At 51.4% G+C, this 24,889-nt stretch carries 22 protein-coding genes and 1 pseudogene; 13 read left to right on the plus strand and 10 right to left on the minus strand.

The window, feature by feature from the left end; all coding sequences use genetic code 11:
* Nucleotides 1–3,947: 3,947 nt before the first annotated feature.
* Nucleotides 3,948–4,514 (minus strand): annotated as a pseudogene (locus BLS15_RS29525) (hypothetical protein); the annotation flags it as partial.
* 228 nt (nt 4,515–4,742) lie between these two features.
* On the opposite strand from BLS15_RS29525, the gene BLS15_RS16060 reads away from it, so the two are divergent.
* Nucleotides 4,743–5,006: a YqkE family protein gene (locus BLS15_RS16060; RefSeq protein WP_028532639.1), complete on the plus strand. Its 264-nt coding sequence runs from the start codon at nt 4,743–4,745 to the stop codon at nt 5,004–5,006.
* Nucleotides 5,007–5,175: 169 nt separating this feature from the next.
* Nucleotides 5,176–5,817, plus strand: coding sequence for a GTP pyrophosphokinase (locus tag BLS15_RS16065; protein WP_021262317.1), 642 nt, complete (start codon nt 5,176–5,178; stop codon nt 5,815–5,817).
* Between the two features lie 55 nt (nt 5,818–5,872).
* Here the strand turns inward: BLS15_RS16065 and BLS15_RS16070 are convergent, their stop codons facing one another.
* On the minus strand, nt 5,873–7,174 hold the full coding sequence (locus BLS15_RS16070; RefSeq protein WP_217635865.1) for a hypothetical protein: 1,302 nt from the start codon (nt 7,172–7,174) through the stop codon (nt 5,873–5,875).
* A gap of 381 nt (nt 7,175–7,555) precedes the next feature.
* Here BLS15_RS16070 and BLS15_RS16075 point away from each other — a divergent pair, with 381 nt between their 5' ends.
* The 7 genes from BLS15_RS16075 (at nt 7,556) to BLS15_RS16105 (ending at nt 14,644) form a co-directional block, all read left to right on the plus strand.
* A complete protein-coding gene (locus BLS15_RS16075; protein WP_254777354.1) occupies nt 7,556–8,422 on the plus strand; it encodes an energy-coupling factor transporter ATPase in 867 nt (288 codons plus the stop codon).
* Entirely contained in the window at nt 8,419–9,297 is an 879-nt protein-coding gene (locus tag BLS15_RS16080) for an energy-coupling factor transporter ATPase (protein WP_254777355.1), read from the plus strand. The genes BLS15_RS16075 and BLS15_RS16080 overlap by 4 nt, the downstream gene beginning before the upstream one ends.
* 4 nt (nt 9,298–9,301) lie before the next feature.
* The gene (locus BLS15_RS16085) at nt 9,302–10,129 is read left to right on the plus strand and encodes an energy-coupling factor transporter transmembrane component T family protein (RefSeq protein ID WP_090512490.1); all 828 of its coding nucleotides are present in this window, start codon (nt 9,302–9,304) and stop codon (nt 10,127–10,129) included.
* 59 nt (nt 10,130–10,188) lie between these two features.
* Complete coding sequence (locus BLS15_RS16090; RefSeq protein ID WP_021255742.1) at nt 10,189–10,755, plus strand: ECF transporter S component; 567 nt, start codon at nt 10,189–10,191, stop codon at nt 10,753–10,755.
* Nucleotides 10,755–11,789, plus strand: coding sequence for a P1 family peptidase (locus BLS15_RS16095; RefSeq protein WP_090512493.1), 1,035 nt, complete (start codon nt 10,755–10,757; stop codon nt 11,787–11,789). Before BLS15_RS16090 ends, BLS15_RS16095 begins: the two co-directional genes overlap by 1 nt.
* A complete protein-coding gene (locus BLS15_RS16100; RefSeq protein WP_090512497.1) occupies nt 11,786–13,555 on the plus strand; it encodes a CocE/NonD family hydrolase in 1,770 nt (589 codons plus the stop codon). The genes BLS15_RS16095 and BLS15_RS16100 overlap by 4 nt, the downstream gene beginning before the upstream one ends.
* Nucleotides 13,556–13,894: 339 nt before the next feature.
* Entirely contained in the window at nt 13,895–14,644 is a 750-nt protein-coding gene (locus BLS15_RS16105) for an alpha/beta hydrolase (protein ID WP_090512720.1), read from the plus strand.
* 119 nt (nt 14,645–14,763) lie between these two features.
* Here BLS15_RS16105 and BLS15_RS16110 read toward each other — a convergent pair whose 3' ends face one another.
* The 3 genes from BLS15_RS16110 to BLS15_RS16120 all read right to left on the minus strand — a co-directional run bounded on the left by BLS15_RS16110 (nt 14,764) and on the right by BLS15_RS16120 (nt 16,347).
* Nucleotides 14,764–15,492, minus strand: a complete 729-nt coding sequence (locus BLS15_RS16110) for a 3-ketoacyl-ACP reductase (protein ID WP_065293277.1) — start codon at nt 15,490–15,492, stop codon at nt 14,764–14,766.
* Between the two features lie 23 nt (nt 15,493–15,515).
* The gene (locus tag BLS15_RS16115; RefSeq protein WP_090512501.1) at nt 15,516–15,830 is read right to left on the minus strand and encodes an antibiotic biosynthesis monooxygenase; all 315 of its coding nucleotides are present in this window, start codon (nt 15,828–15,830) and stop codon (nt 15,516–15,518) included.
* Between the two features lie 226 nt (nt 15,831–16,056).
* Nucleotides 16,057–16,347, minus strand: a complete 291-nt coding sequence (locus BLS15_RS16120) for a winged helix-turn-helix transcriptional regulator (protein ID WP_090512726.1) — start codon at nt 16,345–16,347, stop codon at nt 16,057–16,059.
* 426 nt (nt 16,348–16,773) lie between these two features.
* Here BLS15_RS16120 and BLS15_RS16125 point away from each other — a divergent pair, with 426 nt between their 5' ends.
* Nucleotides 16,774–17,292 (plus strand): NAD(P)H-dependent oxidoreductase, encoded by a 519-nt coding sequence (locus BLS15_RS16125; RefSeq protein ID WP_021255749.1) that lies wholly within the window; start codon nt 16,774–16,776, stop codon nt 17,290–17,292.
* A gap of 191 nt (nt 17,293–17,483) precedes the next feature.
* Here the strand turns inward: BLS15_RS16125 and BLS15_RS16130 are convergent, their stop codons facing one another.
* Both BLS15_RS16130 and BLS15_RS16135 read right to left on the minus strand, forming a co-directional pair.
* On the minus strand, nt 17,484–18,281 hold the full coding sequence (locus BLS15_RS16130; RefSeq protein WP_090512505.1) for an HAD-IIB family hydrolase: 798 nt from the start codon (nt 18,279–18,281) through the stop codon (nt 17,484–17,486).
* Nucleotides 18,282–18,344: 63 nt separating this feature from the next.
* Complete coding sequence (locus BLS15_RS16135; protein WP_090512509.1) at nt 18,345–18,986, minus strand: LysE family transporter; 642 nt, start codon at nt 18,984–18,986, stop codon at nt 18,345–18,347.
* A gap of 109 nt (nt 18,987–19,095) precedes the next feature.
* Between BLS15_RS16135 and BLS15_RS16140 the strand changes: the two genes are divergently transcribed.
* On the plus strand, nt 19,096–20,583 hold the full coding sequence (locus tag BLS15_RS16140) for a MocR-like pyridoxine biosynthesis transcription factor PdxR (RefSeq protein ID WP_090512512.1): 1,488 nt from the start codon (nt 19,096–19,098) through the stop codon (nt 20,581–20,583).
* A gap of 320 nt (nt 20,584–20,903) precedes the next feature.
* On the plus strand, nt 20,904–21,752 hold the full coding sequence (locus BLS15_RS16145) for an HAD family hydrolase (RefSeq protein ID WP_090512516.1): 849 nt from the start codon (nt 20,904–20,906) through the stop codon (nt 21,750–21,752).
* A 7-nt stretch (nt 21,753–21,759) separates the two neighbouring features.
* Here the strand turns inward: BLS15_RS16145 and BLS15_RS16150 are convergent, their stop codons facing one another.
* The 3 genes from BLS15_RS16150 to BLS15_RS30010 all read right to left on the minus strand — a co-directional run bounded on the left by BLS15_RS16150 (nt 21,760) and on the right by BLS15_RS30010 (nt 23,394).
* Nucleotides 21,760–22,650: a LysR family transcriptional regulator gene (locus BLS15_RS16150; RefSeq protein WP_021255754.1), complete on the minus strand. Its 891-nt coding sequence runs from the start codon at nt 22,648–22,650 to the stop codon at nt 21,760–21,762.
* A gap of 33 nt (nt 22,651–22,683) precedes the next feature.
* Nucleotides 22,684–23,031 (minus strand): DUF4260 domain-containing protein, encoded by a 348-nt coding sequence (locus tag BLS15_RS16155; protein WP_090512520.1) that lies wholly within the window; start codon nt 23,029–23,031, stop codon nt 22,684–22,686.
* Nucleotides 23,032–23,304: 273 nt separating this feature from the next.
* Nucleotides 23,305–23,394, minus strand: coding sequence for a putative holin-like toxin (locus tag BLS15_RS30010; RefSeq protein ID WP_221888502.1), 90 nt, complete (start codon nt 23,392–23,394; stop codon nt 23,305–23,307).
* 418 nt (nt 23,395–23,812) lie between these two features.
* On the opposite strand from BLS15_RS30010, the gene BLS15_RS16160 reads away from it, so the two are divergent.
* Nucleotides 23,813–24,865 (plus strand): YeiH family protein, encoded by a 1,053-nt coding sequence (locus BLS15_RS16160; RefSeq protein ID WP_051249986.1) that lies wholly within the window; start codon nt 23,813–23,815, stop codon nt 24,863–24,865.
* The last annotated feature ends 24 nt before the right edge of the window (nt 24,866–24,889 follow it).

Here is a 24,889-nt window from a genome sequence, read left to right on the forward strand (position 1 = left end):
GAGCCAGTAACGCCGGTAGCGCCAGTAACGCCCGTAACGCCCGTAACGCCAGTCGCGCCCGTAACGCCAGTAGCCCCCGTAACGCCAGTAGCGCCAGTAGCGCCGGTTGCACCAGTAACACCAGTTGCTCCAGTGGCTCCAGTATCGCCAGTAGTACCAGTAACACCAGTCACGCCAGTAGCGCCAGTAGCGCCGGTAGTGCCAGTCACGCCGGTAGCCCCCGTAGCACCGGTAGCGCCCGTAACGCCAGTAACGCCAGTCGCGCCAGTCACGCCGGTAGCGCCAGTAACACCAGTAGCGCCAGTAACGCCAGTAACGCCAGTAACGCCAGTAACGCCAGTCGCGCCAGTAACACCAGTAGCCCCAGTAATGCCAGTAGCACCAGTAACGCCGGTCGCACCGGTAGTGCCAGTAACGCCAGTCGCCCCGGTAGCACCAGTAGAGCCAGTAGCACCAGTAACGCCAGTAGCACCGGTAGCGCCAGTGTCGCCAGTCGCACCGGTAACGCCGGTAGTGCCGGTAGCACCAGTAACGCCAGTAGCACCGGTAGCGCCAGTGTCGCCAGTCGCACCGGTAACGCCGGTAGTGCCGATAGCCCCAGTAGCCCCAGTAACGCCAGTCGCCCCGGTAGCACCAGTAGAGCCAGTCGCCCCAGTAGCGCCAGTAACGCCAGTCGCCCCAGTAACGCCAGTCGCCCCAGTAACGCCAGTCGCCCCAGTAACGCCAGTAACGCCGGTAGCGCCAGTAGAGCCAGTAGCGCCAGTAGCGCCGGTAGCGCCAGTACCGCCGGTGGCGCCATTGTCGCCCGTAGCTCCAGTAGAGCCAGTAACGCCAGTAACGCCGGTAGCCCCAGTAGAACCAGTCGTACCAGTAACGCCAGTGGCACCGGTAGAGCCAGTCGCACTGGTAGAGCCAGTCGCACCGGTAGAGCCAGTAACGCCAGTCGTGCCAGTAACGCCAGTCGTGCCAGTAACGCCAGTAACGCCGGTAACACCAGTAGCGCCCGTAACACCGGTAGCGCCAGTCACGCCAGTCACGCCAGTCACGCCAGTCGCGCCAGTCGCGCCGGTAGCACCGGTAACGCCAGTAACGCCAGTCGCCCCGGTTGCGCCCGTAGCGCCGGTGTCGCCCGTAGCACCAGTAGCACCGGTAACGCCAGTAGAGCCGGTAGAGCCAGTAGAGCCAGTAGAGCCAGTAGAGCCAGTAGAGCCAGTAACACCAGTAGCACCAGTAACGCCAGTAGCACCAGTGTCGCCGGTCGTCCCAGTAATGCCAGTAGCCCCCGTAACGCCGGTAACGCCCGTAACGCCCGTAACGCCCGTAACGCCAGTAGCTCCAGTAGCTCCAGTCGCACCGGTAGCGCCAGTAGAACCAGTAGAGCCAGTGTCGCCGGTCGTCCCAGTAACACCGGTAACTCCAGTCGCGCCAGTAACACCAGTTGCCCCAGTGGCTCCGGTATCGCCAGTAGCACCCGTAGTACCCGTAGTACCCGTAGCACCAGTGTCTCCGGTAACGCCGGTAACACCAGTAGAACCAGTCGTACCAGTAACGCCAGTGGCACCGGTAGAGCCAGTAACGCCGGTAGCGCCCGTAACGCCTGTAACGCCCGTAACGCCAGTCGCGCCCGTAACGCCAGTAGCCCCCGTAACGCCAGTAGCGCCGGTTGCACCAGTAACACCAGTTGCTCCAGTGGCTCCGGTATCGCCAGTAGTACCAGTAACACCAGTCACGCCAGTCGCCCCGGTAGCGCCAGTCGCGCCAGTAGCGCCGGTAGTGCCAGTCACGCCGGTAGCCCCCGTAGCACCGGTAGCGCCCGTAACGCCAGTAACGCCAGTAACGCCAGTCGCGCCAGTCACGCCGGTAGCGCCAGTAACACCAGTCGCCCCAGTAATGCCAGTAGCACCAGTAACGCCGGTCGCACCGGTAGTGCCAGTAGCGCCAGTAGCACCCGTAACGCCGGTAGCACCAGTAGCGCCAGTAGCGCCAGTAGCGCCAGTAGCGCCGGTAGCACCCGTAGCGCCAGTAATACCAGTCGCGCCAGTCGCCCCAGTGTCTCCGGTAACGCCGATAGCACCAGTACCACCAGTAACACCAGTAGCACCAGTAGCACCAGTAACACCAGTAGCACCAGTAGCACCAGTAGCACCAGTAACTCCAGTAGAGCCAGTAACGCCGGTCGCACCAGTGTCTCCGGTAACGCCGGTAGCGCCAGTAGCCCCCGTAGAGCCAGTAGCACCAGTGACGCCAGTAGTACCAGTAGCACCAGTAGCACCAGTAGCGCCAGTAACACCAGTAGCGCCGGTGTCGCCAGTAGCCCCAGTAGCGCCGGTAGCACCCGTAGCGCCAGTAATACCAGTCGCTCCAGTATCACCGGTAGCACCAGTAACGCCGGTAGCACCAGTAGTGCCAGTAGCGCCAGTTGCCCCAGTAGCACCAGTAGAGCCAGTAGCACCCGTAGCACCCGTAGCGCCGGTAGCCCCCGTAGCTCCAGTAATACCAGTAACGCCAGTAGCGCCAGTAGCGCCAGTAGCGCCAGTAGCGCCAGTAACGCCAGTAACGCCAGTAACGCCAGTAGCGCCAGTAACGCCAGTAACGCCAGTAACGCCGGTAGCGCCAGTAACGCCAGTAACGCCAGTAACACCAGTAACGCCAGTAACGCCGGTAGCACCAGTAGAGCCAGTGGCACCAGTCGCCCCAGTGTCTCCGGTAACGCCGGTAGCACCCGTAGCGCCAGTAATACCAGTCGCCCCAGTGTCTCCGAAAACGCCGGTAGCACCCGTAGCTCCAGTAATACCAGTCGCCCCAGTAGCGCCAGTGTCGCCAGTAGCACCGGTAAAGCCAGTAGCACCAGTAGCGCCAGTGTCGCCAGTAGCACCGGTAAAGCCAGTCGCCCCAGTAGCGCCTGTGTCACCAGTAGCGCCGGTAGCCCCAGTCGCACCAGTAGAGCCAGTCGTACCAGTAGAGCCAGTAACGCCGGTAGCCCCCGTAGCGCCGGTGTCGCCTGTAGCACCAGTAACACCAGTAGAGCCAGTAACACCAGTAACACCAGTAACGCCAGTGGCACCGGTAGTACCAGTAGAGCCCATGTCACCAGTAACGCCAGTAACGCCAGTCGCACCCGTAGCGCCGGTGGCACCAGTGTCTCCGGTAGCGCCGGTAGAGCCAGTAGAGCCGGTCGCACCGGTAGTGCCAGTAGGGCCAGTAGCGCCAGTCGCCCCAGTAGGGCCAGTAGCACCAGTAACACCAGTAGCACCGGTAGCCCCCGTAGCGCCAGTAACGCCAGTAGAGCCGGTAGCGCCAGTAACGCCAGTAGAGCCGGTAGCGCCAGTAACACCAGTGGAGCCGGTAGCGCCGGTAGCCCCCGTAGCGCCGGTGACACCAGTAGCGGCAGTAGCGCCAGTAGCGCCAGTGGTGCCTGTAGTGCCTGTAGCTCCAGTAGCGCCGGTTGCACCAGTAGCGCCGGTAACGCCAGTGGCGCCAGTGTCGCCGGTAGAGCCAGTGTCGCCGGTCGCCCCAGTAACGCCAGTGGCTCCGGTAGCACCAGTAGAGCCAGTAGCACCGGTAACGCCAGTAATGCCAGTCGCCCCAGTAGCGCCGGTAGTACCAGTAGAGCCCGTGTCGCCAGTGGCACCAGTCGCACCGGTTGTGCCAGTAGCCCCCGTAGAGCCAGTAGCGCCAGTGTCGCCGGTAGAGCCAGCAACGCCGTTAGCGCCAGTAGCGCCAGTCACGCCGGTAGCCCCCGTAGCACCAGTAAAGCCAGTGGCACCGGTAGTGCCAGTAACGCCGTTAGCGCCAGTAACGCCAGTAGCGCCGGTAGTGCCGGTAGCGCCAGTAACGCCAGTAACGCCCGTAGCTCCAGTAGCTCCATCTCCGGTAACTCCTGTAGCGCCAGTAACGCCGGTGGCACCAGTAGAGCCGGTCGCACCAGTAACGCCAGTCGCACCAGTAACGCCAGTCGCACCAGTAACGCCAGTCGCACCAGTAATGCCAGTCGCACCAGTAATGCCAGTCGCACCAGTAATGCCAGTCGCACCAGTAATGCCAGTCGCACCAGTAACGCCCGTAGCTCCAGTAGCACCGGTCGCCCCGGTAACGCCGGTCGCCCCAGTAACGCCAGTCACGCCGGTAGCGCCGGTAACGCCAGTAGAGCCGGTAGCGCCAGTAACGCCGGTAGCGCCAGTAACGCCAGTGGCACCAGTAACGCCAGTCGCCCCAGTGGCTCCGGTAGCGCCAGTAACACCGGTGGTGCCAGTAGCACCCGTAGCACCAGTCGCGCCCGTGAAGCCAGTGGCACCAGTAGCTCCTCGTTGTCCGTTGGCGCCCGTCGCGCCAGTTGGGCCGGTCGGACCCGTTGGCCCTGTTATACCTGTAGGTACGCCAGTCGGGCTCGTTGGGCCAGTATGAGGTGGGATTGGGACAAACGGGGGTGGAAATACATTTGCACAACTTTGCGGAGGGAAAATATTAGACCGGACTAGGTTGCTGTAGCTATTGTTCCTTAAATCCCCATCCATGGTGTATGCTCCTTCCTTCAGAATAAGTTGGATGGACAGAGACGATGTATTGGAAACAGACTAGTTTTCATAGGGACATTTCTACCAATACTCACAATGTATGTAGATGAATGTGTATCCGCAACACGAATCAGCAATCAATCGTATTACAGTTTAGGGTTGTCTGTGTGGAAGATGGTGCTTCATGAGGAATACTGCTATAATGAAAGGGAAATCGAGGTGATCAGAATGGGGAAAAAACGCAGAACAGCAGCGGCTCCGACTCAGGCTGCCACGGAGAAGCCGGCTACCTTGAAGGATTTGTTAAGTCCCGATGTCTTGAACAAGCTGAAGACTCAAGCCAAGGAACTGCAAGTCCAAGAAGACACTCGCAAGGAACAAGAGCGCCAGAAGGCTGAAGAAGCCCGCCGTGCCGAGCAGAAGAAGCTGGACAACAACTTCGAATATTTATTGAATAACAGCAGCCTGGATTGGCGCAAATATAAAAAGTAAGGAAAAGCGTGCAGACGAGAGAGTCTCACGCTTTTCCTTCTTTATCACCCTAAAATAAATGGGGGAGCATCTCCTTCCAATCCTGTACATTTGATCTCAGCGTCAAGAGGAGGTAATCTTGGTTATATAGTATTGTTACATTGTTCACATATCGGATGGAGGAGACAGCATGAACTTGCCTATCTTAAATAAATTTGAATTGTTCGAGGCGATACAGAAGCATTGGGGTGGTTTTTTTCGTCAATATGAGATGGCTCTGAACGAGCTTCAGAGTGATTTTCAAATCATTGATCTCGATTGGAAGACCAAATTCGGATATTCTCCGATCGAACATATGAAGGCACGGGTGAAGAATCCGCTGTCCTTGCTCAAAAAAATTGAACGCAAAGGGATTCCGTTCTCCATGGATGCGGTTCAGAACAATATTCGTGATATTGCGGGACTGCGGATCGTTACCACTTTTCTGGATGACGTATACATGATGAAAGAGCACATCGAGCAGCGAGAGGATATCCAAGTGCTTCAAGTAAAGGATTACATTCAGAACCCGAAGCCAAGCGGCTATAAAAGTTTGCACATGGTGGTGAAGACACAGGTTATTCTCTCGCACGAAGTATTGTGGGTACCCGCTGAAATTCAGCTGCGCACATCTTCCATGGATTTCTGGGCGGCGACAGAACATAAGCTGAACTATAAATATGAAGGCGGAGAAGTGCCTGAGGATGCACGCAACCAGCTCTATGAACTGTCCAAATCCGCGTTCCAAATGGACGAGCAGATGTCCATGCTGCGTAATCAGCTGCTAAAATAAACGGAAACACCACAAGGCTCCCCTTGATAAGGAGAGCCTCTTTGTAATGTCCGAATTACTTGATGCCATGCCATTTGGCAAGGTGCTCCGCATGAGAGCGCAAATAAGCATGTGGGCCAAAAAATTGATCATAATAATCCAAATCCAAATGGTGGGTCTGCAAATACATAAGTGAAAAGACGGATGGAACCGTAGCCGGAAATTTGCCGAAGGCGTCATAAATGTATTGCGCCATATGGCTGACTGCATCCCGGAACTGCTCATCGTGGATTTGTGCGCTGCCTCGTACTTTGCGGCTATCCTTCCATGGGCCTGGCGTATCGGGATGGAAGGGGCCGTTTTTGCCAAACTTACGATCACAGAACGCATCCACAGCGGCGCGCATATCTGCAAAATGCGGCGGTGTAAACGAAGTGAACACTCCTTCAAGGCCGGTTGGATTAGGGAGCGACCACCGCTTGTCAGTATCATAGCGGAACCCAAGTCCAGGCACGTTCGGATCCCCGCTAGCTCCGAGCACAGTAAGTCGGTCTATGCCGTCGAACATCCAGCCGCCTAATCCGAGTGCCTGCTGCATGAGCATGCCAGCATAGGTCGCGGTCGACAACTCAGCCGATAGCTCTGCCAACGAATATTGATCAAGGAATGTAAGCGGAAGCGGATTGTCAACATCGACAATGTCACGGAACTGCTCAATGCCCGGAATAGGTCGGTCGTTCACATCATCGTAAATGCACAGCCCATTTTGGACATAGAAGCATAGGTTTGCAATCGTGTGCTGAGCCAAGTCTCCAACTGGAAAGACGAGCAGCGTACCTGGCTTGTTCGCAACCCATGAATTATGCCCCTCCATATAAGGCTCATAATTCGGAATATGTAGACGTTGATTGGAAATGCGGCGAATATTGCCAGAATAAGCTTGAATCAGGTCAATGAGACGATGGTTGCCATCTGAATCCCGTTCCGTGAGCGGAGGTGTGTCACGCGTGTCGAACAGATACGTTCCTGTGTCGTCGGTAAAGAAAATCTGAGAGGTATGGAAGCCAGCCGCTGATGGAAACGTTCGACCTGAGGCTGAGCCTGAATAATTGGATAGATGTGGCTTATATCGATCATGACGGGTTACGGAATGATGCCAGCCGGTGACACCGCCAACTGCCAGGAGGATAAGAATTTTCTCTATTTCATCCAAGGGAAGCGGCTCGTGCTTGGACGTATAGGCCAGAGCTCCATCTGGTATTTCAGCACCTCTGAAGAAGCGGCGCGAGCGTCGTCCGAATAAGGCGTCGAGCAGTGGATATTGCAGCAAATCCTGAAGGGTTTGTTCATCAATATGATGATGGGTTTGAACAGACAAGTCGAAGGCCTCCTTTTTAATCGGAAAATAAAAAGGAGACACACCAATCCGTTAGAAGGATCGGGTGTCTCCAGTTGACTGGTCGAACCGCCGATGCGTATTCGCCTGTATGTTACGATGTATCATATTCCACTATATACGTAAATGTCAATAGGAATTATCAACATTAAATCCGTTCACATGTAAAAGAGCGCGCGCAAAACAATCGTTGACAGGTACATACGGCGGTGATAAGATTCTGTTCAAATCATTATAATCACATCGGAATTATAGGTTGATGTTGACCGGACGACCGGAGACGTTATTCCCTTCATGGGGAATGACGTCTTTTTTCGTTCCTGAGACACAGTTGTTAAATACTTCGAGAAGGAGGGAATTTATGTGGTTCCGATCATTCGGGTAGAACGAGTTTCTTTTCATTATGGAGAAAGTGAAGAGCGAATTCCAGTTCTCTATGATGTTGATTTTGAACTGGCACAGGGGGAAGCGGTGGCCATCGTCGGGCATAACGGTTCCGGCAAATCCACCTTCGCTAAGCTGCTAAACGGGCTGCTTCTGCCCTCAAGCGGAGAGGTATGGGTTTCGGATACAAATACGAAAAATGAGCAAGCAAGGGAGCGACTCCGCTCGGCAGTAGGCATTGTGTTTCAGCATCCAGACAATCAATTGGTCGAGACGATTGTAGAAGATGACATTGCATTTGGGCCGGAAAATATCGGTGTGACTCAAGATGAAATTCGTCGCCGTGTAGATGAGGCGCTGGAAGTGGTGGGAATGTCGGCATTTCGAGACCGGCCGCCACATCGCTTGTCAGGGGGTCAGAAGCAGCGCATTGCGATTGCAGGGGTACTGGCGATGCAGCCCTCATGTATTGTGTTTGACGAGTCTACGAGTATGCTCGACACCTATGGTCGGCGGGAAGTGATGGAGGTGATCCAGCAGCTGCGCAATCAGGGGGTGGCCATCGTATCGGTTACTCATCATATGGAAGAGGTCGTTCATTTCGATCGTGTCATTGTGTTTCAAGAAGGCCGTATTGTACGTGAATGCACTCCGAGACAACTGTTCACGAATCACGTGCAGCTTGCTGCCTATCATTTGGAGCCGCCAGAAATGAATCGAATAGCAGCGGGCGTTCATCGGCATGAAGAACTGTTCCGATCAGATCGGCTGACGGTAGCTGAAGTGGTGGATGAGTTCGAGCACGTGGTGAGGTGGCAGCAGCGGAAGGAGGCGTTATCATCATGAGTCTGCCGGAAAATGCAGTACAGGTTGAGCAGTTGTCCTACACGTATATGAAGGGAACGCCATTTCAGCATGATGCACTTCACGAGGTGTATTTTCATGCTAAGTCAGGGGAATGCGTGGCAATCATCGGACATACGGGCTCAGGAAAGTCGACGTTCATCCAGCATCTGAATGGCTTACTGCTTCCCCAAACCGGGCAAGTCAACGTGCTTGGCCATAAATTGTCCGAATCGAATCGTTGCTCACTATCCGAAATACGGAGGAAAGTTGTGGTTCTCTTCCAGCAGCCGGAGGATCAATTGTTCGAGAAATATGTAGCTGACGATATCGCTTACGGCCCGCTTCAATATGGATTGCCGAAGAAGGAGGTCATTCAACGCGTGAAGCACGCGATGGATTTCGTTGGGCTGCCGTTCGAAACAATGAGGAACCGACCTATCTATGCGCTTAGCGGTGGACAGAAACGCAAGGTCGCACTTGCAGGACTGCTAGCTCTGGATCCCCAAGTCATTGTGCTTGATGAACCGACTGCGGGGCTTGACCCCATGTCTCGTCAGGAACTGCTATACAAGATCAAGCGATTGTCGCGAGATGAGGGGAGAACCATCATATTTGTCACCCACAGTATGGAAGAAGTAGCCCTGCTCGCAGATCGAGTATATGTACTGGCAGATGGGAGCAATGTCGCTGATGGAACGACACGTGAAATCTTTGCTAATCAGGAGCTCATTCATCGCTATCGGATTGGAACGCCGCAAAGTGTGGAGCTTGTTCATACGTTGATTGCGAACGGATATGACATGAACAGCAGTACGTTCGGGGTTGAGGAAACGGTAGCGGAAGTAAGGAAATTGCTTCATCAGGAGGTGGGGTAGGACGATGGCAGAAGCATTTGATTCAGCTCGTCATATTACGATAGGGCAGTACATGCCGGGACGTTCACTCATCCATCAATGGGATTCACGGTATAAGCTGGCGGCGTTCACCTTGTATATAGGCGCCGTTGCCTTCTGTCAATCTTATGCAGGTAATATAACTGGACTCGCAATAAGTCTGTTCATCGTCTTCCTTGCGCGCATTCCAATCGGATATGCCTTGAAGGGATTGAAGCCTGCACTTCCTTTTCTCCTAATTCTGGCCCTTCTTCAATTATTGTTCAATGGCAAAGTGTATGCGAATGGTCAAGTGTATTGGCATTATGGATTCATCTGGCTGACAGAAGGCGGGGTACGGCTTGTCATTGTGTCCACGATGCGGTTCGTTGATATGATGCTCCTCGTGAGTGTACTGACACTGACCACCACCACAACTCAGCTTGCACGGGCCATGCACAGCTTATTGCGCCCACTGGAGAAGATGAAGGTTCCTGCTCATGCCTTCTGCATGATGATTACGATTGCCCTACGCTTCGTCCCAACATTCGCGCTGGAGATGGATAAGATTCGCAAGGCGCAGGCTGCTCGCGGCGCATCCTTCGGTACGATCCCGTGGTGGCGGATCATCAAGCGAACACAATCGGTATTTCCCTTGATCATTCCGTTATTTCAATTAGCCCTTCAACGTGCGGAGCAATTAATTTCGGCAATGGAGTCGCGAGGATACCGATCGCATGGCAGAACTTCGTTCCGTTCGTTTGAAGCGCGAACTCCTGATGTGCTGCTGCTGGTTGTGGCGGTAGGAGCAGCCTATCTGTTGATTTGGCTGTAATGGAATGGACGATGAAGTGCCTCACACCCCCTTTACACAGATGAACAAGGAGGATCCCTATGAATTCAAATCCAGGTATTCGTAAAATTGTAATTGCCGGCGTTCTTGGCTCAATTGCCATCCTGCTTGGCGTTACTCAATTAGGCTTTATTCCTGTTCCGACCGCAGCGGGCACGGTAACCATTGTACATATCCCTGTCATCGTTGGAGCCATATTGGAGGGGTGGGGAGTCGGTACGGCTATTGGCCTGATTTTCGGCGTTACCTCCTTACTGGAGTCTACCATTCCTTTATTTAAAGATCCGCTTGTCGCGATCGTTCCGCGCTTGTTTATTGGCCTATTTGCTTATTTGATCTATGCTGCGCTAAAGCGAAAAAACGAGTACATTGCCATCGGTGCGGCAGGGTTTATAGGTTCAATCACAAACACGGTACTCGTACTGACGGCGGCTGTGCTTCGTAACTACTTGTCCTTAGAAGTGGCGGTTAGTGTGGGGCTTACCAACGGAATTCCGGAAGCGATTGTCTCCGTCATTATTACAATTGCTGTCGTTGCTGGCTGGAAGAAGCTCACGCCGAATCGGAAGCAGAAGGCGAAGCTGCTGAGCGAGGAGGTGGAGGGATAATGAACGGGCAGATTACGGATGTACCTGGTACACGGGTTGGCCAAGCGCATGATGAGGAAGGAATGACAGGATGCACAGTGGTGATCTGGGAAGACGGTGCGGTATGCAGCGTGGATGTGCGAGGCTCTGCACCAGGAACCCGAGAGACCGATCTGCTTCAGCCGACCAATCTCGTGGATCGCATACATGGCATCGTATTGAGTGGTGGCGGGAGTTTCGGTCTCGATGCGGCATCTGGCGTGTCAGACTATTTGGTGGAGAGAAATATCGGATTCGATGTAGGCTACGGGATTGTTCCGATTGTGCCAGCGGCTGTTCTTTTTGATTTGTCTGTAGGTAGTCCGAATGCTCGGCCAGATCGTGATATGGGATACGCAGCAGCATCTGATGCATCACCGGGGGAGGTTGCCGAAGGCAATGTAGGTGCGGGATGCGGAGCCTCTGTAGGTAAGATCGGCGGGTTCGAGCGTGCGATGAAGGGTGGTATTGGAACGGCTTCGATCAAGCTGCCAAATGGACTGGTTGTAGGGGCGATCGTAGCGGTGAATGCGCTTGGGGAAATTCGAGATCCAGACACTAGAGAACTGCTTGCGGGGCCGCTCAGTGATGAGGGTGATCTTCAAGACGGTGCAAGCCTGCATTGGCTGAAGGAGAAGCCATTTTCATTTACAGGGACAAATACGACGTTAGCCATTGTAGCCACCAATGCGAGACTGACGAAGACGGAGTTGAAGAAGGTAGCTGAAATGACACATGATGGGTTCGCGCGAGCAATCTATCCGGTTCATACGATGTACGATGGTGATATTGCCTTTGCTGCCTCCACAGGCTCAATCGAGGCCACAGTGGATCTCGTCGGAACACTTGCCGCAGATGTGGTGGCGAAAGCCATTGCAAGGGGAGTTCGCACGGCTGTTCGTGCTGGAGGGTTATTGGCTTACAGAGATTTGGCTTGCGGAGATGTGATTCCGGCTGTCCATAAGAATAAGCAGAATGAAACAGAAACTTATTATGGGGAGGCGACGTTGCAATGAGCACAGCTCATACAACCACAGCCCATACAACCACAGCCCAAACAACCCCCACAAGACTCGCTGTCATCGTCGAAAGAGATGTACCGATTCCAATGCGAGATGGGATTATCTTATACGCCGATATTTACCGTCCAGAAGTAGGAGTCCACCCCGTGCTTCTATTGCGCACCCCGTACAATAAGGAAGATGCACAGACGATGAATTATGCGCATCCATCTTGGTATGCACAGCATGGGTATGTGGTGATTGTCCAAGATGTACGAGGAAGATGGAAGTCGGAAGGTGAGTTTGAGCCTTACCGCAACGAAGCTTGGGATGGCTATGACACGATCGAATGGGCAGCAGCCTTGTCTGATGTGATCCCGAAGGTGGGCACGTACGGCTTTTCTTATGCGGGCGCGGCTCAGTGGCATGCAGCAACTGCACAGCCTCCGCACTTGGCTTGTATGACGCCCGCGATGACTGGATCAGACGCTTATCAGGGCGGTGTATACCGCAATGGGGCATTTGCCCTCGCCTGCAATCAGTCGTGGATCATGTTCCTTACACAGAACACGGCTAGACGACATGGACGTCCCGAATGGGAGCGGGAGCTGGCGCGCGGGGGTTCTGTCATACACAGCTTGTACAGCACGTTGCCGCTTCGGGATATGCCGCTCATGAATGATGAGTTTGCACCGTTCTATCAGGATTGGCTGCAGCATCCGACACGAGATGAATACTGGAGAGCACTGTCCATCGAAGAGCGATATGATCGTATTGAAGTGCCCGTCCTGCATATCGGCGGGTGGTATGACCCGTTTGTAGATGGAACCATTCGCAATTACGAAGGGGTTCGGCAGCAGGGGTCGAGTGAAGAAGCGAGGGAGAATCAATACTTGCGAATCACGCCGTGGTATCACATGCCATGGTCGCGATATGTCAGTGAGCTTGACTTCGGCATTGAGGCTTCGAATCGAGTGAATGAGTGGCAATTGGCATGGTTTGATCGGTGGCTGAAAGAGGATGAGCATGCACTGCAATCGTGGAACAAGATCAGCTATTTTGAGATGGGATCGAATCAATGGAAGCATACCCAGACTTGGCCGCCCCCTCAGGTGGAGCTAACGAAATATTATTTGCATGGAGATCGGGCCAACTCCATAAATGGAGACGGTCGACTGTCGCAGGACACGCCGTCTGACGACCCGCTGCTTGCAGATACATACATCTATGATCCGCTCATTCCGGTTCCCGCGCTTGGAGGGCGCTCGGGTGCAGTACCCGACCTGACTCCGATGGGGCCGAAGCTGCAGCTAGCGAATGAAGTCCGGAATGATGTGCTTGTCTATACGACAGAGCCGCTCGACAGATCAGTAACCGTTTCTGGAGAAGTTGTCGCTAGGGTGTATGCGGCGACGACAGCAGTCAATACCGACTTCGTTGCTAAATTGATGGATGTCTATCCAGATGGAAGGGCGTACAACATTGCCGAAGGCATTGTACGTACAGCTTATCGTCGCTCGTTGGAGCAACCAGAGCCAGTAGTTCCAGGCAAGGTGGTCGCTTATGACATTTCTCTCGGGCCAACCTCTATCGTTTTTCAACAAGGGCATGCGATTCGGTTAGAAATTACGAGCTCCTTGTTCCCGACATACGATCGGAATCCAAACAGTATGATCCCGCCTGGGGATGTGACGATATCGGATTTGAAGCTTGCCACACAGACAATATTTCGAAATACGGATTATCCTTCACATTTTATTTTGCCGGTCGTAAAAGGTTGAGAGAAGGCCGCGTTCACCGTTGTTGAACGCGGTCTTTATTTGTTTATCCTTCTTTTGTGTTTGTTTTATGAAGCCTACCTATCACTAATGCGTTCACCGGGGGTCATACTGGGTGCCTTCACAAGGGCTAAACTTCAATTGTAGCCTTACATGCTTATTACCTTCTGTTGCTCATACATATAGAAATAGGGTTCTTTTGCAGGAAAGGAATCGATGTTTGATCAACGAGGGGAGAGGGGAACGGCTATGAATCAGGGAATGAACGGGGGAGTTGCGGCAGGGAGCCAGTCATCTTATGCCAATATACAGACACAGTATGCATACGATGGTGCAAGAGATATGAATTGGTGTAGTCCATCCATAACATTTGTGCTCGTTCACGGCTCGTGGGGGGACTCGAGTTATTGGTGGAAGACGGCTGAAGTTCTTCATGGCATGGGGCATACCGTCTATACGCCGAATTTGCCAGGGCATGGAATGGATCGGAACAAGAATGTAACCCACGCCATGTATGTGGACACAGTCATTCAGTGTATTATTCATCATCAGCTTACGAATATTGTTCTTGTTGGTCACAGCTTCGGTGGAACGGTGATTAGCAAGGTAGTGGAGCTTGTGCCTGACCGTGTTCGGCGCCTTGTATATATGGATGCATTCGTGGTACGCAATGGATACAGCACGGCGGATGAGATTCCTCCCCAAGGCAAGCAGGAGTGGATCAAGTTGGCGCAGCAGTCATCTGATAATACGATCATGCTGCCCTTCGCCGTATGGAGAGAGACCTTTATGAACAATGCAAGTATTGAATTAGCGTTTCAAATTTATTGTACCGTTACACCAGAGCCTGCTGGGCCATTATTCGAGAAGCTGGATCTGACGGAATTTTATCGTTTATCTATGCCCAAAAGCTACTTGTATTTAACGGATGATACCGCACTTCCGCAAGGAGAACAGTATGGCTGGCACCCTCATATGTCAAGCCGACTTGGGATGTTCCGGCTTATTACAGCGCATGGTGATCATATGACTCCATTTCATATTCATCCGCTTCTTGTAGCGGAGAAGCTTGTTGAGGCTGGACGGGACTAAATGGCGAGTGGAAGCTGCACAGATATGCTGGCTTCATGCATAACAAAGGCTGGTCATAGGAGTATACTCCACGACCAGCCTGCAAGTGCTGCAATGAAATAGATAATTGATAATTCGAATTACTGTGGATTTGTTGTCCAAATGCCAGCAGTCTTCACGAATACACGTTGTGGAAGCTTAAGAGCCGCAAGGGCCAGTTCCGCTACGTCCTCTGGCTGCATCATGCGATCTTCGTCGCCAATGTTGAGACCTGCATTTACTGCGAGATCTGTATTCACTGTACTTGGCGTCAATGCAGTCACGCGGATATTGTGCTTGCGCACCTCCTGCATGAGCGCTTCGGTTAAGCCCATCACTGCGAACTTAGAAGCGTTGTAAGCAGATCCAGTAGCGAAGCCGCGTTCGCCAGCTGTCGAAGAGATGTTAATAATGCTGCCTTCATTCTGCTCGATCATCGCAGGCAGCACAGCACGAGTTACATAGTAAGTTCCCATCAGATTAACTTGAATGATGCGTTCCCACTCTTGTGGATCCATGTCGACAAGTTTGCCGAATTTCGCAATGCCTGCATTATTGACAACGATGTGAATAGCACCCAGCTGCTCCGTAAGGGAGGCAACAGCGCGGTTTACATCATCTTGCACCGCAACGTCAGCTGTAGCGATTGCGACGCGAATATCATATTTTGCAGTCAGCTCAGCTTGAAGTGCTTCAAGGTCAGCGCTCGTTCGTGCGATGAGACCAAGGTGCACACCTTCTTGTGCCAGCGACTCAGCTAATGCTTTGCCAATTCCTTTGCCTGCTCCCGTAATCAGTGCGGTTTTGTTCGTAAGGTCTTGTAATTTCATATTCGATAATCTCCTTCAGATGTTTATGCTTGTCCGTTATGACTAACAACAAGCTCATATTTGTTCAAGGAAGCGCCGAGCATGTACTGCTTGCTGTCGCTCGCACCCCGGTGAGATTCGCGGAAGGTCTCGCTAGATGTCCAGTTGCGGAACGACTCTTCGTTCTCCCACACTGTACATACCTTCAATTCCTCTTCGCCTTCTTGACCTGCTCCAAGCCATACCTCCATGCGAATGAATCCGCTCATTTGCTGAACGCCCTTGGCTTGCGCGAATCGCTCTGCCACTTGCTTGCCGAATCCCTCTTGAATTCGGATTGTGTTCGTAACGACTAACATGCTATCGCCTCCTATGTGCATGATGGTGATGATGTTCATCTGTACAGATCATATGTCTGCCTCTCTATTATACTCGAACGCATGGACAAGATCACACCTTCGCATTCCACATGCACATGGAAGGTTGTGGGTGTGAGGTGCGTTAGTTAACCGTGGCATAGATCCGAGATACATGCCCCAGGGCCACACAGGCAGGCTCTCTGGGCATGTGCGATATTGGTAGCATTCACTCGTGAGTATCTCCCATCACATTCCATGTGGTTCCCCAGTCCTTCATCGCATCGAAAATAGGACGGAGCGTTAGCCCCATCTCGGTTAACGAGTATTCAACATGCGGTGGGATCTCGGAGTATACCGTTCGTTGTATAATATGCCGCTGTTCCAGTTCCTTCAATCGGAGTGACAGTGTGCGCGGACTAATGCCGAGAAGCGAGCGCTCCAACTCTCCGAACCGCTTCGTACCGTAGAATAATTCACGTAGTATAAGAAAAGTCCACTTGCCTCCGATGATATCCATCGTATGCTCGATGGGACAAGCAGTGGTTGGAGTTGTCCCTATAGTAGATTCGTGTTCTAGGTGATCTAGTATAGTATTTGGGGAGGCAGTAGATTGTAATGTTCTCTCTTGATAAGGTATAGTTGTCGATTGCTCTGGAGTTGACATATGTATCCCCCTTCGTGTGTACACTTCATTTAGTATAGTGCAATTCGTTTGATATCGCCAATGTGCCAGTCGCTATGAAGAAATGCATATTGAAATGTTGGGCGAGGGTACTCGCTTACAATTTCGGAGCGGAGAATGGGCATCCGATATCTTTCCGAATTCAATCGAACTGAAGAACAAGGAGGAATACAAGGATGTCAGGCACTCGCTGATTATGTAATGAATGACGTATGTATGATAAAATAAGTGTGATAATAGAGTCAGAAGGAGAGGAATGTCATGAAGGTACTTGTCATTGTTGCACATCCCAACTTGGATGCATCCAACGTGAACCGTGCTTGGGCCGAAGAGCTTCGCAAGCATGATAACATCACCGTACACGAGCTATATAAGTCGTATCCAAATGGACAAATCGACGTCGAGAAGGAGCAAGCATTGTGTGAAAGCCACGATCGTATCGTATGGCAGTTCCCATTCTATTGGTACAGCTCGCCGCCATTGATGAAGCAATGGCTGGACAGTGTGCTTACATATGGCTGGGCATATGGCCCCGGTGGCGGTCGCTTGCGTGGCAAAGAGCTGATGCTGGCTGTATCGACGGGAAGTCCGCAAGAGAAGTATCAAGCAGGCGGCTTCAATCATTACTCCATGAGTGAGCTGCTGAAGCCGTTCCAAGCAACGAGCAATTTACTAGGCATGACATACTTGCCGGCATTTGTGTTCCATGGCGCGATGGGCGCAGAAGAAGCTGCGATTCAGAATGGTGTCAAGGAATATGTATCCTATCTGTTGAAATAGAATGGAATGCACGTTACATTTAGCTACGGATTAGAAATGGGATTGTGCATTATAGGAGATTATTATACGGATAGTGAGATATCTCTGGTTATGATGAAAAAGGTCGAGTTAAGGAGAAAACCAATTCTCCTTGGACTCGGCCTTTTGCTTCTTAGTTTTATTCAAATAACGGGAAATCGTAGCGCGACTTATCAATCACAAGCTATACCTTGCTGTACGCGTAGAGGAATCCCATTCCCGAACGCCAGCTCTTCGAGCTTAGCGATAATGCGATCTTCGGTATCGTCGCCAACTGGAATGCTGCACGATGCGTGTGGAAGCAGCTTATCGAAGCTGCCAATGGCTACAGCGTATCCAGCTTGCTCGAACATCGGAATATCGTTCATATCGTTGCCGAAGCAGACGAATTGACCAGGGTTAATCCCGAATGAGCGCAGGGCAGCCATTTTGTTAACCCCAACGTTAGTCATGTCCAGAATGCCTTCCGCAGAGTGATAGTGAAGCGTTGTATTCAATGACTTGAGCTTCTCAGTGAGTTCCTCTAAGCGAGTGCTGCCAAGAACAAGAATTTTAATGGTGCTGTGAATTTCATTCATCGGTACATGAGCTGCCAATCGCAGGGGATCGACATTGAACAGGAAGGGATGTGAATCCTCCAAGTTATGTGTATAGTTCCACTCATCGTCTACGAGATATGAAGCCTCATATTGCTCCAGCAAGCCCATGATTGTATCTGAAGCTAATTGGGGAAGCGGGCTGCTTGCCAGACGCTCTCCTTTGAAATAGGTCATGGCTCCGTTGGCACCGATGAGCAGGTTTTGGTGAAAGCGTTCATCGAGCACGGGCAGCATATCCCGACACGGGCGGGCAGACGCGAAGCCGACGACATGTCCAGCTTCTTGAATGCGTGCCAAGCAGTCCATAATTGGTGCAGAGACTGGCTGTCCTTTGAATGAAATTGTACCATCGATATCGAAAATGAAGTGCATGTGTGACTGTCTCCTTTGTATGTATAAGATAATCGCTAGTCGATCCAGCGGAAGTGATAGCATTTAAAAGAATGAGAGGGCTTGTTGGACGGCGGAATAGCCGAAATAGATGCCGAAGCCAATAAACACAATCCCTGCGGCAATCGATACGTATTGCATAAGTCGCGGCGTGACGGCTTTGCGGCTGACATGAGTTACGATTGCGACGAACAGATCCCATATGAGAATACCGATAATGATCGCACTGCTGTACAGCAAGGTATCCTGCTTGCCTATTACATCTATGGTTGATGCCATTACCGAGCCGTATATGCCAATCCAGAATACGATGTTAAGCGGGTTGGATAACGCCAGCAAGAAGCCCGATAAAAAAGAAGAACCGACATGCTCCTTCTTGGCATCAGAATCTGTGATCTGTACGGTAGATCTAGCCTCGCGAATACTCTCATATCCAAGATACAGCAGCAATATGAACCCGGCAATCCATAGAATCAGTTTGGCGAGCGGCGTTGTTAGGATCGAGGTGGCTCCATAATAGATAAGCAGCATGAAGATGACATCTGTGCTCATTGCGCCAAGACCTAAGAACCAAGCGTTCCAGAATCCATTTTTTAACCCGGCCTTAATCTGTGCAATGCTGATTGGGCCGACGGGGGCTGAGAGAGACAGCCCGAGTAATACATAGCTGAACCATACGCTAGCCATCTGATCTTCCTTCCTGTCATTGCGAAATAATGGTATTATTGTACTGACTATCTGTCCTCTTGATAAGTGGCAGATTTATAGATTTGAATGGGGACAGAGGTGAGGGAAGATGCTTGAACTGACACCACATATCGATGATCAAGCTGCGGAACCGAAGTATGCACAGCTGTACAGTTATATTGCGAAGCAGATTGTGAATGGAACGTTACAAGCAGGCACCCGGCTGCCTTCGATTCGAACACTGGCTGTTCATTTGCAGGTAAGCCGCAATACGGTTGAGGCAGCCTATCAGCAGTTGATCGCAGAAGGGTATGTGGAGAATCGCTCCCGTATTGGCTTGTTTGTCATGCCGATTGATGGAGATGTGAAGTATGCAGAGAGCAGGGATAGAGGAGCTGAACGGGAGCTAGCAGGAGGGCTCGTTGGAGAGCTTGAACGAGAGCCAGGGCAGCCATTAACAACTTCTGTTTCGCTGGATGATAGAGATGGAACCGATAGTGATGCGGGTATTGAAATTGATTTTCGCCATGGCAACGTAGACAGGGATAAGTTCCCGTTAATCGTATGGCGGAAGTTAGCGAATGATTTATTTCGACATAGGCGGGATGAGGCACTGCAGTATGGACACCGTCAGGGGGAAGCAGGATTGCGCAGGGCGATTGCTCAGTATTTGTACCAATCAAGGGGAGTGCGCTGCACGCCGGAGCAGATTGTAATGGGGGCTGGCATCCAGCAGCTGCTCATGCTTATCTGTCAGCTGATTCGCCAAGATACGCGTTCGATTGCGATGGAGGAGCCGGGATATGACGGGGCGCGGGCCATATTCTATCATCATGGCTTCGAGATAGAGCCGATTGCGCTGGAGGCTGAAGGCATATCTGTACAGCAGCTAAGAGAACGGAATGCTGGTGCGGTATATGTAACGCCGTCGCATCAGTTTCCACAGGGCATGGTGATGTCTATTGCAAAGCGGATGCAGCTGCTGCAATGGGCGAATGAGCGGAGAAGCATTATTATCGAAGATGATTATGATGGGGAGTTCAAGTACGGCGCGAAGCCTGTCCCTTCACTGCAAGGGCTGGATGGGCATGGTCGGGTCATCTACGTTGGAACGTTCTCCAAGTCTCTGCTTCCTTCCATACGCCTAAGCTATATGGTGCTTCCTCCATGGCTGCTAACGCGGTATAAGCTTGAATTCTCTGCTTATGAGCAGACGGCTTCGAAGCTGCATCAGATGACAATGGAGCGATTCATGACAGAAGGGCATTGGGACAAGCATCTGCGGAAAATGCGCAAGCTGTATCAAGAGAAGCACAGCACATTACTGACAGCTCTAAAAAAAGAAATGGGCGATCGAGTCCGCGTCATTGGTCAGCAATCTGGACTTCACATCGTGCTTCAAGTGAAGCACGAACATCATGAGCAGCAATTAATCGAAGCGGCAAGAACTGTTGGGGTCAAGGTGTATCCGACCTCGACTTATCGAATTCAGCAAGAAGCAGACGAGATGCCATCCTTGCTCATTGGCTTCGGTGGACTCAGTCTGCACCAGATAAGAGAAGGTGTTGAGCGGCTGAGTAAGGTTTGGTTCGGGTAATGGTTTGGCAGCTGCCTGCTTATCATAGGAATTTTTATCTTTATTTTCGTAATTACTTTGTGCAAGGCTGATGAGGGCTGTAAAGCAGCTAGCATACTAGCACAGTAGAGTAAACTTAGTGTGCTTTGTGTTAGCATACTAGCAGCAGAATAACTTAATGTTAATATACTAGCAGTTGAGTATCTTGGTGTTAGCGTTCTAGCAGTAGAGTAAACTTAGTGTTAGCACCTAGCAGTAGAGTGAACGAAGTGTTGGCATGTGGGGCATGTGGGGCTTGTTATGCTTGTTGGGCAAGGGATAGGGAAGGAAGGAGCGGGCGGATGAGCAGCTGGGTTACCTTTGATTTGGATGGGACATTGATGCAGAATCCATTTGCTGCATGGATCTTTCCGGAGATTACAAGTGTTGTGCGGGAGCAATTGCAATTGCGTACAGATATCGAAGCGTACGATGACACGAGTTTCGATATGGGGAAGCTTCTTCATGCGGAACATCGGAAGCGAATGGAAGCTGGTGAGACAGTTGCAGCCTACGATTGGGACGATATGGTGGGAGTAGTCCTTGCTGAACTCGGTGTGGCTCCAAGTATAGATATTCAAGTAGAACAACTCGTGCGCAAGCATGCAGAGCCGCCAACGAAGATCTATTTGCTCGAAGAAGGGGTGAAGACCGTTCTGGAGCAGTTGAAGCAGGATGGCTATCGATTGGCGGTTGCGACGAACGGATACTATAAATATCAATATCCTGTGCTCGAAGCGCTTGGCATTGCCGCATATTTCGAGCTTATCGTTACACCGGAGATTGCAGGCGGCGGCAAACCTGATGCGCATATGCTTCGCTTTGTCCGTCAGCATGGTACAATCGCCGCACATGTTGGGGATCGGCTGGATCATGATGTGTACATGGCGAATCAATCTGGAGCAGCTTCTATCCTGGTGAACCGTAAGCTTCCACAGGAACTGCATCAGCTCGCTCCTGAACAGCGCGTGCATGAACAGATCTTCTTGCCGCTATGCAGCCAGCAGCTTCAGCGGGAATGTCGGAGCTTGCACAGGGAGCTTTTCGGGGATGACGAGTGCATAGTTCTGCCAGAGCAGATTAGACCTGATTTCGTCATCCACAGCATCATGGAGCTTCCAGCATGCTTAGCTGCATTGGCGGCCAGGTGAGATTGGATTACCGCATTTGGAAATGCCTTACCTGGTCGATGAACATCGTCATGGCCATCGTGGCAGAAGCGTTATTGTCCTGAAGAATGTGGAACGCTCGCTTGACGCTCTTGCCCTTCACGTGCACCAAGCGCAGATCACCATGCTCTTGCTCTTTGCGAATGACCCAATAAGAGAGCATTGCAATCCCGAGTCCGGCCATGACAGCTTCCTTGACACTTTGACTGCTGTTGAAGACATAGGAACGCTTGATGTGCAGCTTCAGATCGCTCATGAATTGATCACTGTACGCCCTTGTACCCGAGCCTTGCTCACGCAGCACCCATACCTCGTCATGCAGCATGCGGGGCTCGATGGTGGGCATGGAAGCAAACGAATGGTTTGGCGGTACAACGAGCACCATCTCATCCTCCATGAACGGAGTGCCAAGCTGAAGATCTGTATATTCGATTTTGCCTTCTACGAGTCCGATGTCCAGTTCATTCGCGCGTACGGACTGTGCAATTTGCTCCGTATTGGCTACGGTTACTTGAACATCTACGCTCGGGTATTGGCGTGCGAATGAAGCAACGATGCGTGGCAATATATATTCTCCGATTGTGAAACTGGCTCCGATGCGCAGCGATCCGGTCACCTCATCCCGCAGCAGCCCGATATCTTCGCGTGCCGCCTCATAGCGGGCGATCATCTCCTTCGCATGCTTATATAATATCTCTCCAGCTTCGGTCAACTTCACATGCTTAGGCGAGCGATGGATGAGCTGCACACCGAATTCCTGCTCCAAGTTGCGGATATGCTGGCTGACGCCAGGCTGTGAGAGATGGAGCAGTTCAGCGGCCCGCGAGAAATTACGCTGCTCCACGACCGCTACATATACCTTCATTGTATCTACGATCATTTGGCTAACGATCCTCCGTTGATTCTTTACTTACTATAGTCGGTTAAAATGAGTATCTTTACATGTTGTCGTGTACTTTAACCCAAATCCAAACATGCGATCCATTCCAATATGGGCCGTCCATATGATCCCCACTGCTAAGACAGTCTGATTGGATAAGAGGATTCCACACATCATGGTTCCGAGCGTCACACAGTAGGTATGAAATACATTATAAATAATTGCCCCTGCTTTATTACTTAGTATATATCCGATCATGGATACATCAGGAACAAATAGCAAAACAAAAAACAACAGCCAGCTAAAATGATAGTAATCGTAAAAATAGATGCATCCTAAAAATACGGACAACCCTTCTAAATGTAAGATTGCTTTGCTCATTTCCAGTTCATGATCCTCCACTCTTGATGTCGAAGTTATACGTTTACCTGATCATAGCCTGACAGCATAAGGTTGGGCAGAAGCAGTTCTTAAATGATAGGTGTTATATTTCAAGTTGCTAAGCTGCAGCAATCAGGTATAATATGTGATAACAGCGATACAATGAATAAAGGGATCGTGCTACCAACACGATCCCTGCACAACGGCCGCATGTAAGAACGGTCGGCTGCAAAGACGGACATGAAATAGACCGATACCTTGCTATGGGGCGGTCTATTTCCGTTTATTAAACGATAACAGCATCACGATAAGCGTACCAAAGCTAATCATTAGCGTTAGTGCTTCGAATACTGTCATGGGCATCACCTCCCGTCAGGGAGACTAGCCGACCGCCCTTCATGCCGAATCAGTTGTACTCATGTATCATACCATAATTTTCTACAGTCAGAATATATATTTGAACCTTCATTCGAACACAGTAGTCTAGACTACCCTTAATATGAGACCATTCAATCACCTCTAAGGACAAGTTCTTATATCGGACGGTATAAAGAATGCCTTGGGGGTATTTTTGTATGTAACTTAAGTATGCCTGGCGAATGGTCAATGTCGGGCGGCACATAGAGGCACCAAATTGCTCCTCATGTTATAGATAAATATACCGACAATAAGTTTTCCTTATGCTAGGGATTGCATATCCGTATTTCCCCTCACGAGCGAAGCCATATATAGTATTCATCGTAAGCATCGGGTTACGCCTGCTTAGAGACGGGGGATGGATATGAATAACGGGGAAGTACTTCTGGCCACCAAGCCGAAGCGAAATAAACAATATAGGGGATTTGCGCTCGGCATCGCGCTGACGCTCATCATTGCGGTTGCAGCGAAGCTGCTTGCGGGATTGCCTTTCCTTAGTATCATGGGACAGCTTGTGATCGCCATTCTGATCGGTATCGCGTGGCGTGCTACCATCGGGGTGCCGCAGGAAATTGTTGCAGGAACAAATTTTTCGAGTAAAAAGCTGCTCCGCCTCGGCATTATCTTGCTCGGGATGCGCTTAGACCTTATGGATATAGTACGTGCAGGCCCTAAAGTATTCATGATGGCGGTTATCGTCATTGTATTTACCTTGTCGGTCGTATATGGACTTACGAGATTGTTCAAGGTTGATAAAAGGCTCGGTATATTGACGGCGTGCGGAACCGCGATTTGTGGTGCGGCGGCCGTGGTAGCGATAGCGCCGCAAATTAAAGCCAAGGACGAAGAAACGGCAATCGGTGCAGCGATGGTTGCGATATTGGGCACTATTTTTACATTAGCATATACGTTCTTGTTCCCGGTACTTGGCTTGTCGGATAACGGATATGGGATCTTTGCCGGTGCGACACTGCATGAAATTGCCCATGTCATTGCAGCAGCAGATCCAGGGGGCAGCGCAGCGGTCGATATGGCGGTCATTGTTAAGCTGACGCGTGTAGCCTTGCTAGTTCCTGTCGCTATTCTGATCGGTATCTGGTCGTCACGTGAGAGCCGCAAGGAAGCAGGAGCAGGTGCTCGGACGGAGAAAGCCAAAGTACCGATTCCATGGTTCATCCTTGGATTCCTTCTCGTCAGCGGGTTTAATTCACTAGGGATCGTTCCAGAACAGATTGCAGGATATATCGTCATTGCGGCCTACATGCTGATTGCCATGGCGATGGCGGGGCTCGGCTTGAATGTCGATCTTGTCTCATTCCGCAGACTTGGGATGAAGGCGTTCGCGGCGGGATTCATTGGTTCCATTCTGCTGTCCCTGCTAGGCTTTGGGCTGGTGCATGGATTCGGTTTAGCGTAATGCATAATGAATGAAATACGTAAT

The sequence above is a fragment of the Paenibacillus sp. cl6col genome, from assembly GCF_900102125.1.
Classification (GTDB): Bacteria; Bacillota; Bacilli; order Paenibacillales; family Paenibacillaceae; genus Paenibacillus_B; species Paenibacillus_B suaedae.

Bases quoted from the DNA above. Each gene is read 5' to 3' on its own strand.
- BLS15_RS16060 (WP_028532639.1), top strand. From the start codon at position 4,743: ATGGGGAAAAAACGCAGAACAGCAGCGGCTCCGACTCAGGCTGCCACG.
- BLS15_RS16065 (WP_021262317.1), top strand. From the start codon at position 5,176: ATGAACTTGCCTATCTTAAATAAATTTGAATTGTTCGAGGCGATACAG.
- BLS15_RS16080 (WP_254777355.1), top strand. From the start codon at position 8,419: ATGAGTCTGCCGGAAAATGCAGTACAGGTTGAGCAGTTGTCCTACACG.
- BLS15_RS16085 (WP_090512490.1), top strand. From the start codon at position 9,302: ATGGCAGAAGCATTTGATTCAGCTCGTCATATTACGATAGGGCAGTAC.
- BLS15_RS16090 (WP_021255742.1), top strand. From the start codon at position 10,189: ATGAATTCAAATCCAGGTATTCGTAAAATTGTAATTGCCGGCGTTCTT.
- BLS15_RS16095 (WP_090512493.1), top strand. From the start codon at position 10,755: ATGAACGGGCAGATTACGGATGTACCTGGTACACGGGTTGGCCAAGCG.
- BLS15_RS16100 (WP_090512497.1), top strand. From the start codon at position 11,786: ATGAGCACAGCTCATACAACCACAGCCCATACAACCACAGCCCAAACA.
- BLS15_RS16105 (WP_090512720.1), top strand. From the start codon at position 13,895: ATGAATTGGTGTAGTCCATCCATAACATTTGTGCTCGTTCACGGCTCG.
- BLS15_RS16110 (WP_065293277.1), bottom strand. From the start codon at position 15,492: ATGAAATTACAAGACCTTACGAACAAAACCGCACTGATTACGGGAGCA.
- BLS15_RS16115 (WP_090512501.1), bottom strand. From the start codon at position 15,830: ATGTTAGTCGTTACGAACACAATCCGAATTCAAGAGGGATTCGGCAAG.
- BLS15_RS16120 (WP_090512726.1), bottom strand. From the start codon at position 16,347: ATGGATATCATCGGAGGCAAGTGGACTTTTCTTATACTACGTGAATTA.
- BLS15_RS16125 (WP_021255749.1), top strand. From the start codon at position 16,774: ATGAAGGTACTTGTCATTGTTGCACATCCCAACTTGGATGCATCCAAC.
- BLS15_RS16130 (WP_090512505.1), bottom strand. From the start codon at position 18,281: ATGCACTTCATTTTCGATATCGATGGTACAATTTCATTCAAAGGACAG.
- BLS15_RS16135 (WP_090512509.1), bottom strand. From the start codon at position 18,986: ATGGCTAGCGTATGGTTCAGCTATGTATTACTCGGGCTGTCTCTCTCA.
- BLS15_RS16140 (WP_090512512.1), top strand. From the start codon at position 19,096: ATGCTTGAACTGACACCACATATCGATGATCAAGCTGCGGAACCGAAG.
- BLS15_RS16145 (WP_090512516.1), top strand. From the start codon at position 20,904: ATGAGCAGCTGGGTTACCTTTGATTTGGATGGGACATTGATGCAGAAT.
- BLS15_RS16150 (WP_021255754.1), bottom strand. From the start codon at position 22,650: ATGATCGTAGATACAATGAAGGTATATGTAGCGGTCGTGGAGCAGCGT.
- BLS15_RS16155 (WP_090512520.1), bottom strand. From the start codon at position 23,031: ATGAGCAAAGCAATCTTACATTTAGAAGGGTTGTCCGTATTTTTAGGA.
- BLS15_RS30010 (WP_221888502.1), bottom strand. From the start codon at position 23,394: ATGCCCATGACAGTATTCGAAGCACTAACGCTAATGATTAGCTTTGGT.
- BLS15_RS16160 (WP_051249986.1), top strand. From the start codon at position 23,813: ATGAATAACGGGGAAGTACTTCTGGCCACCAAGCCGAAGCGAAATAAA.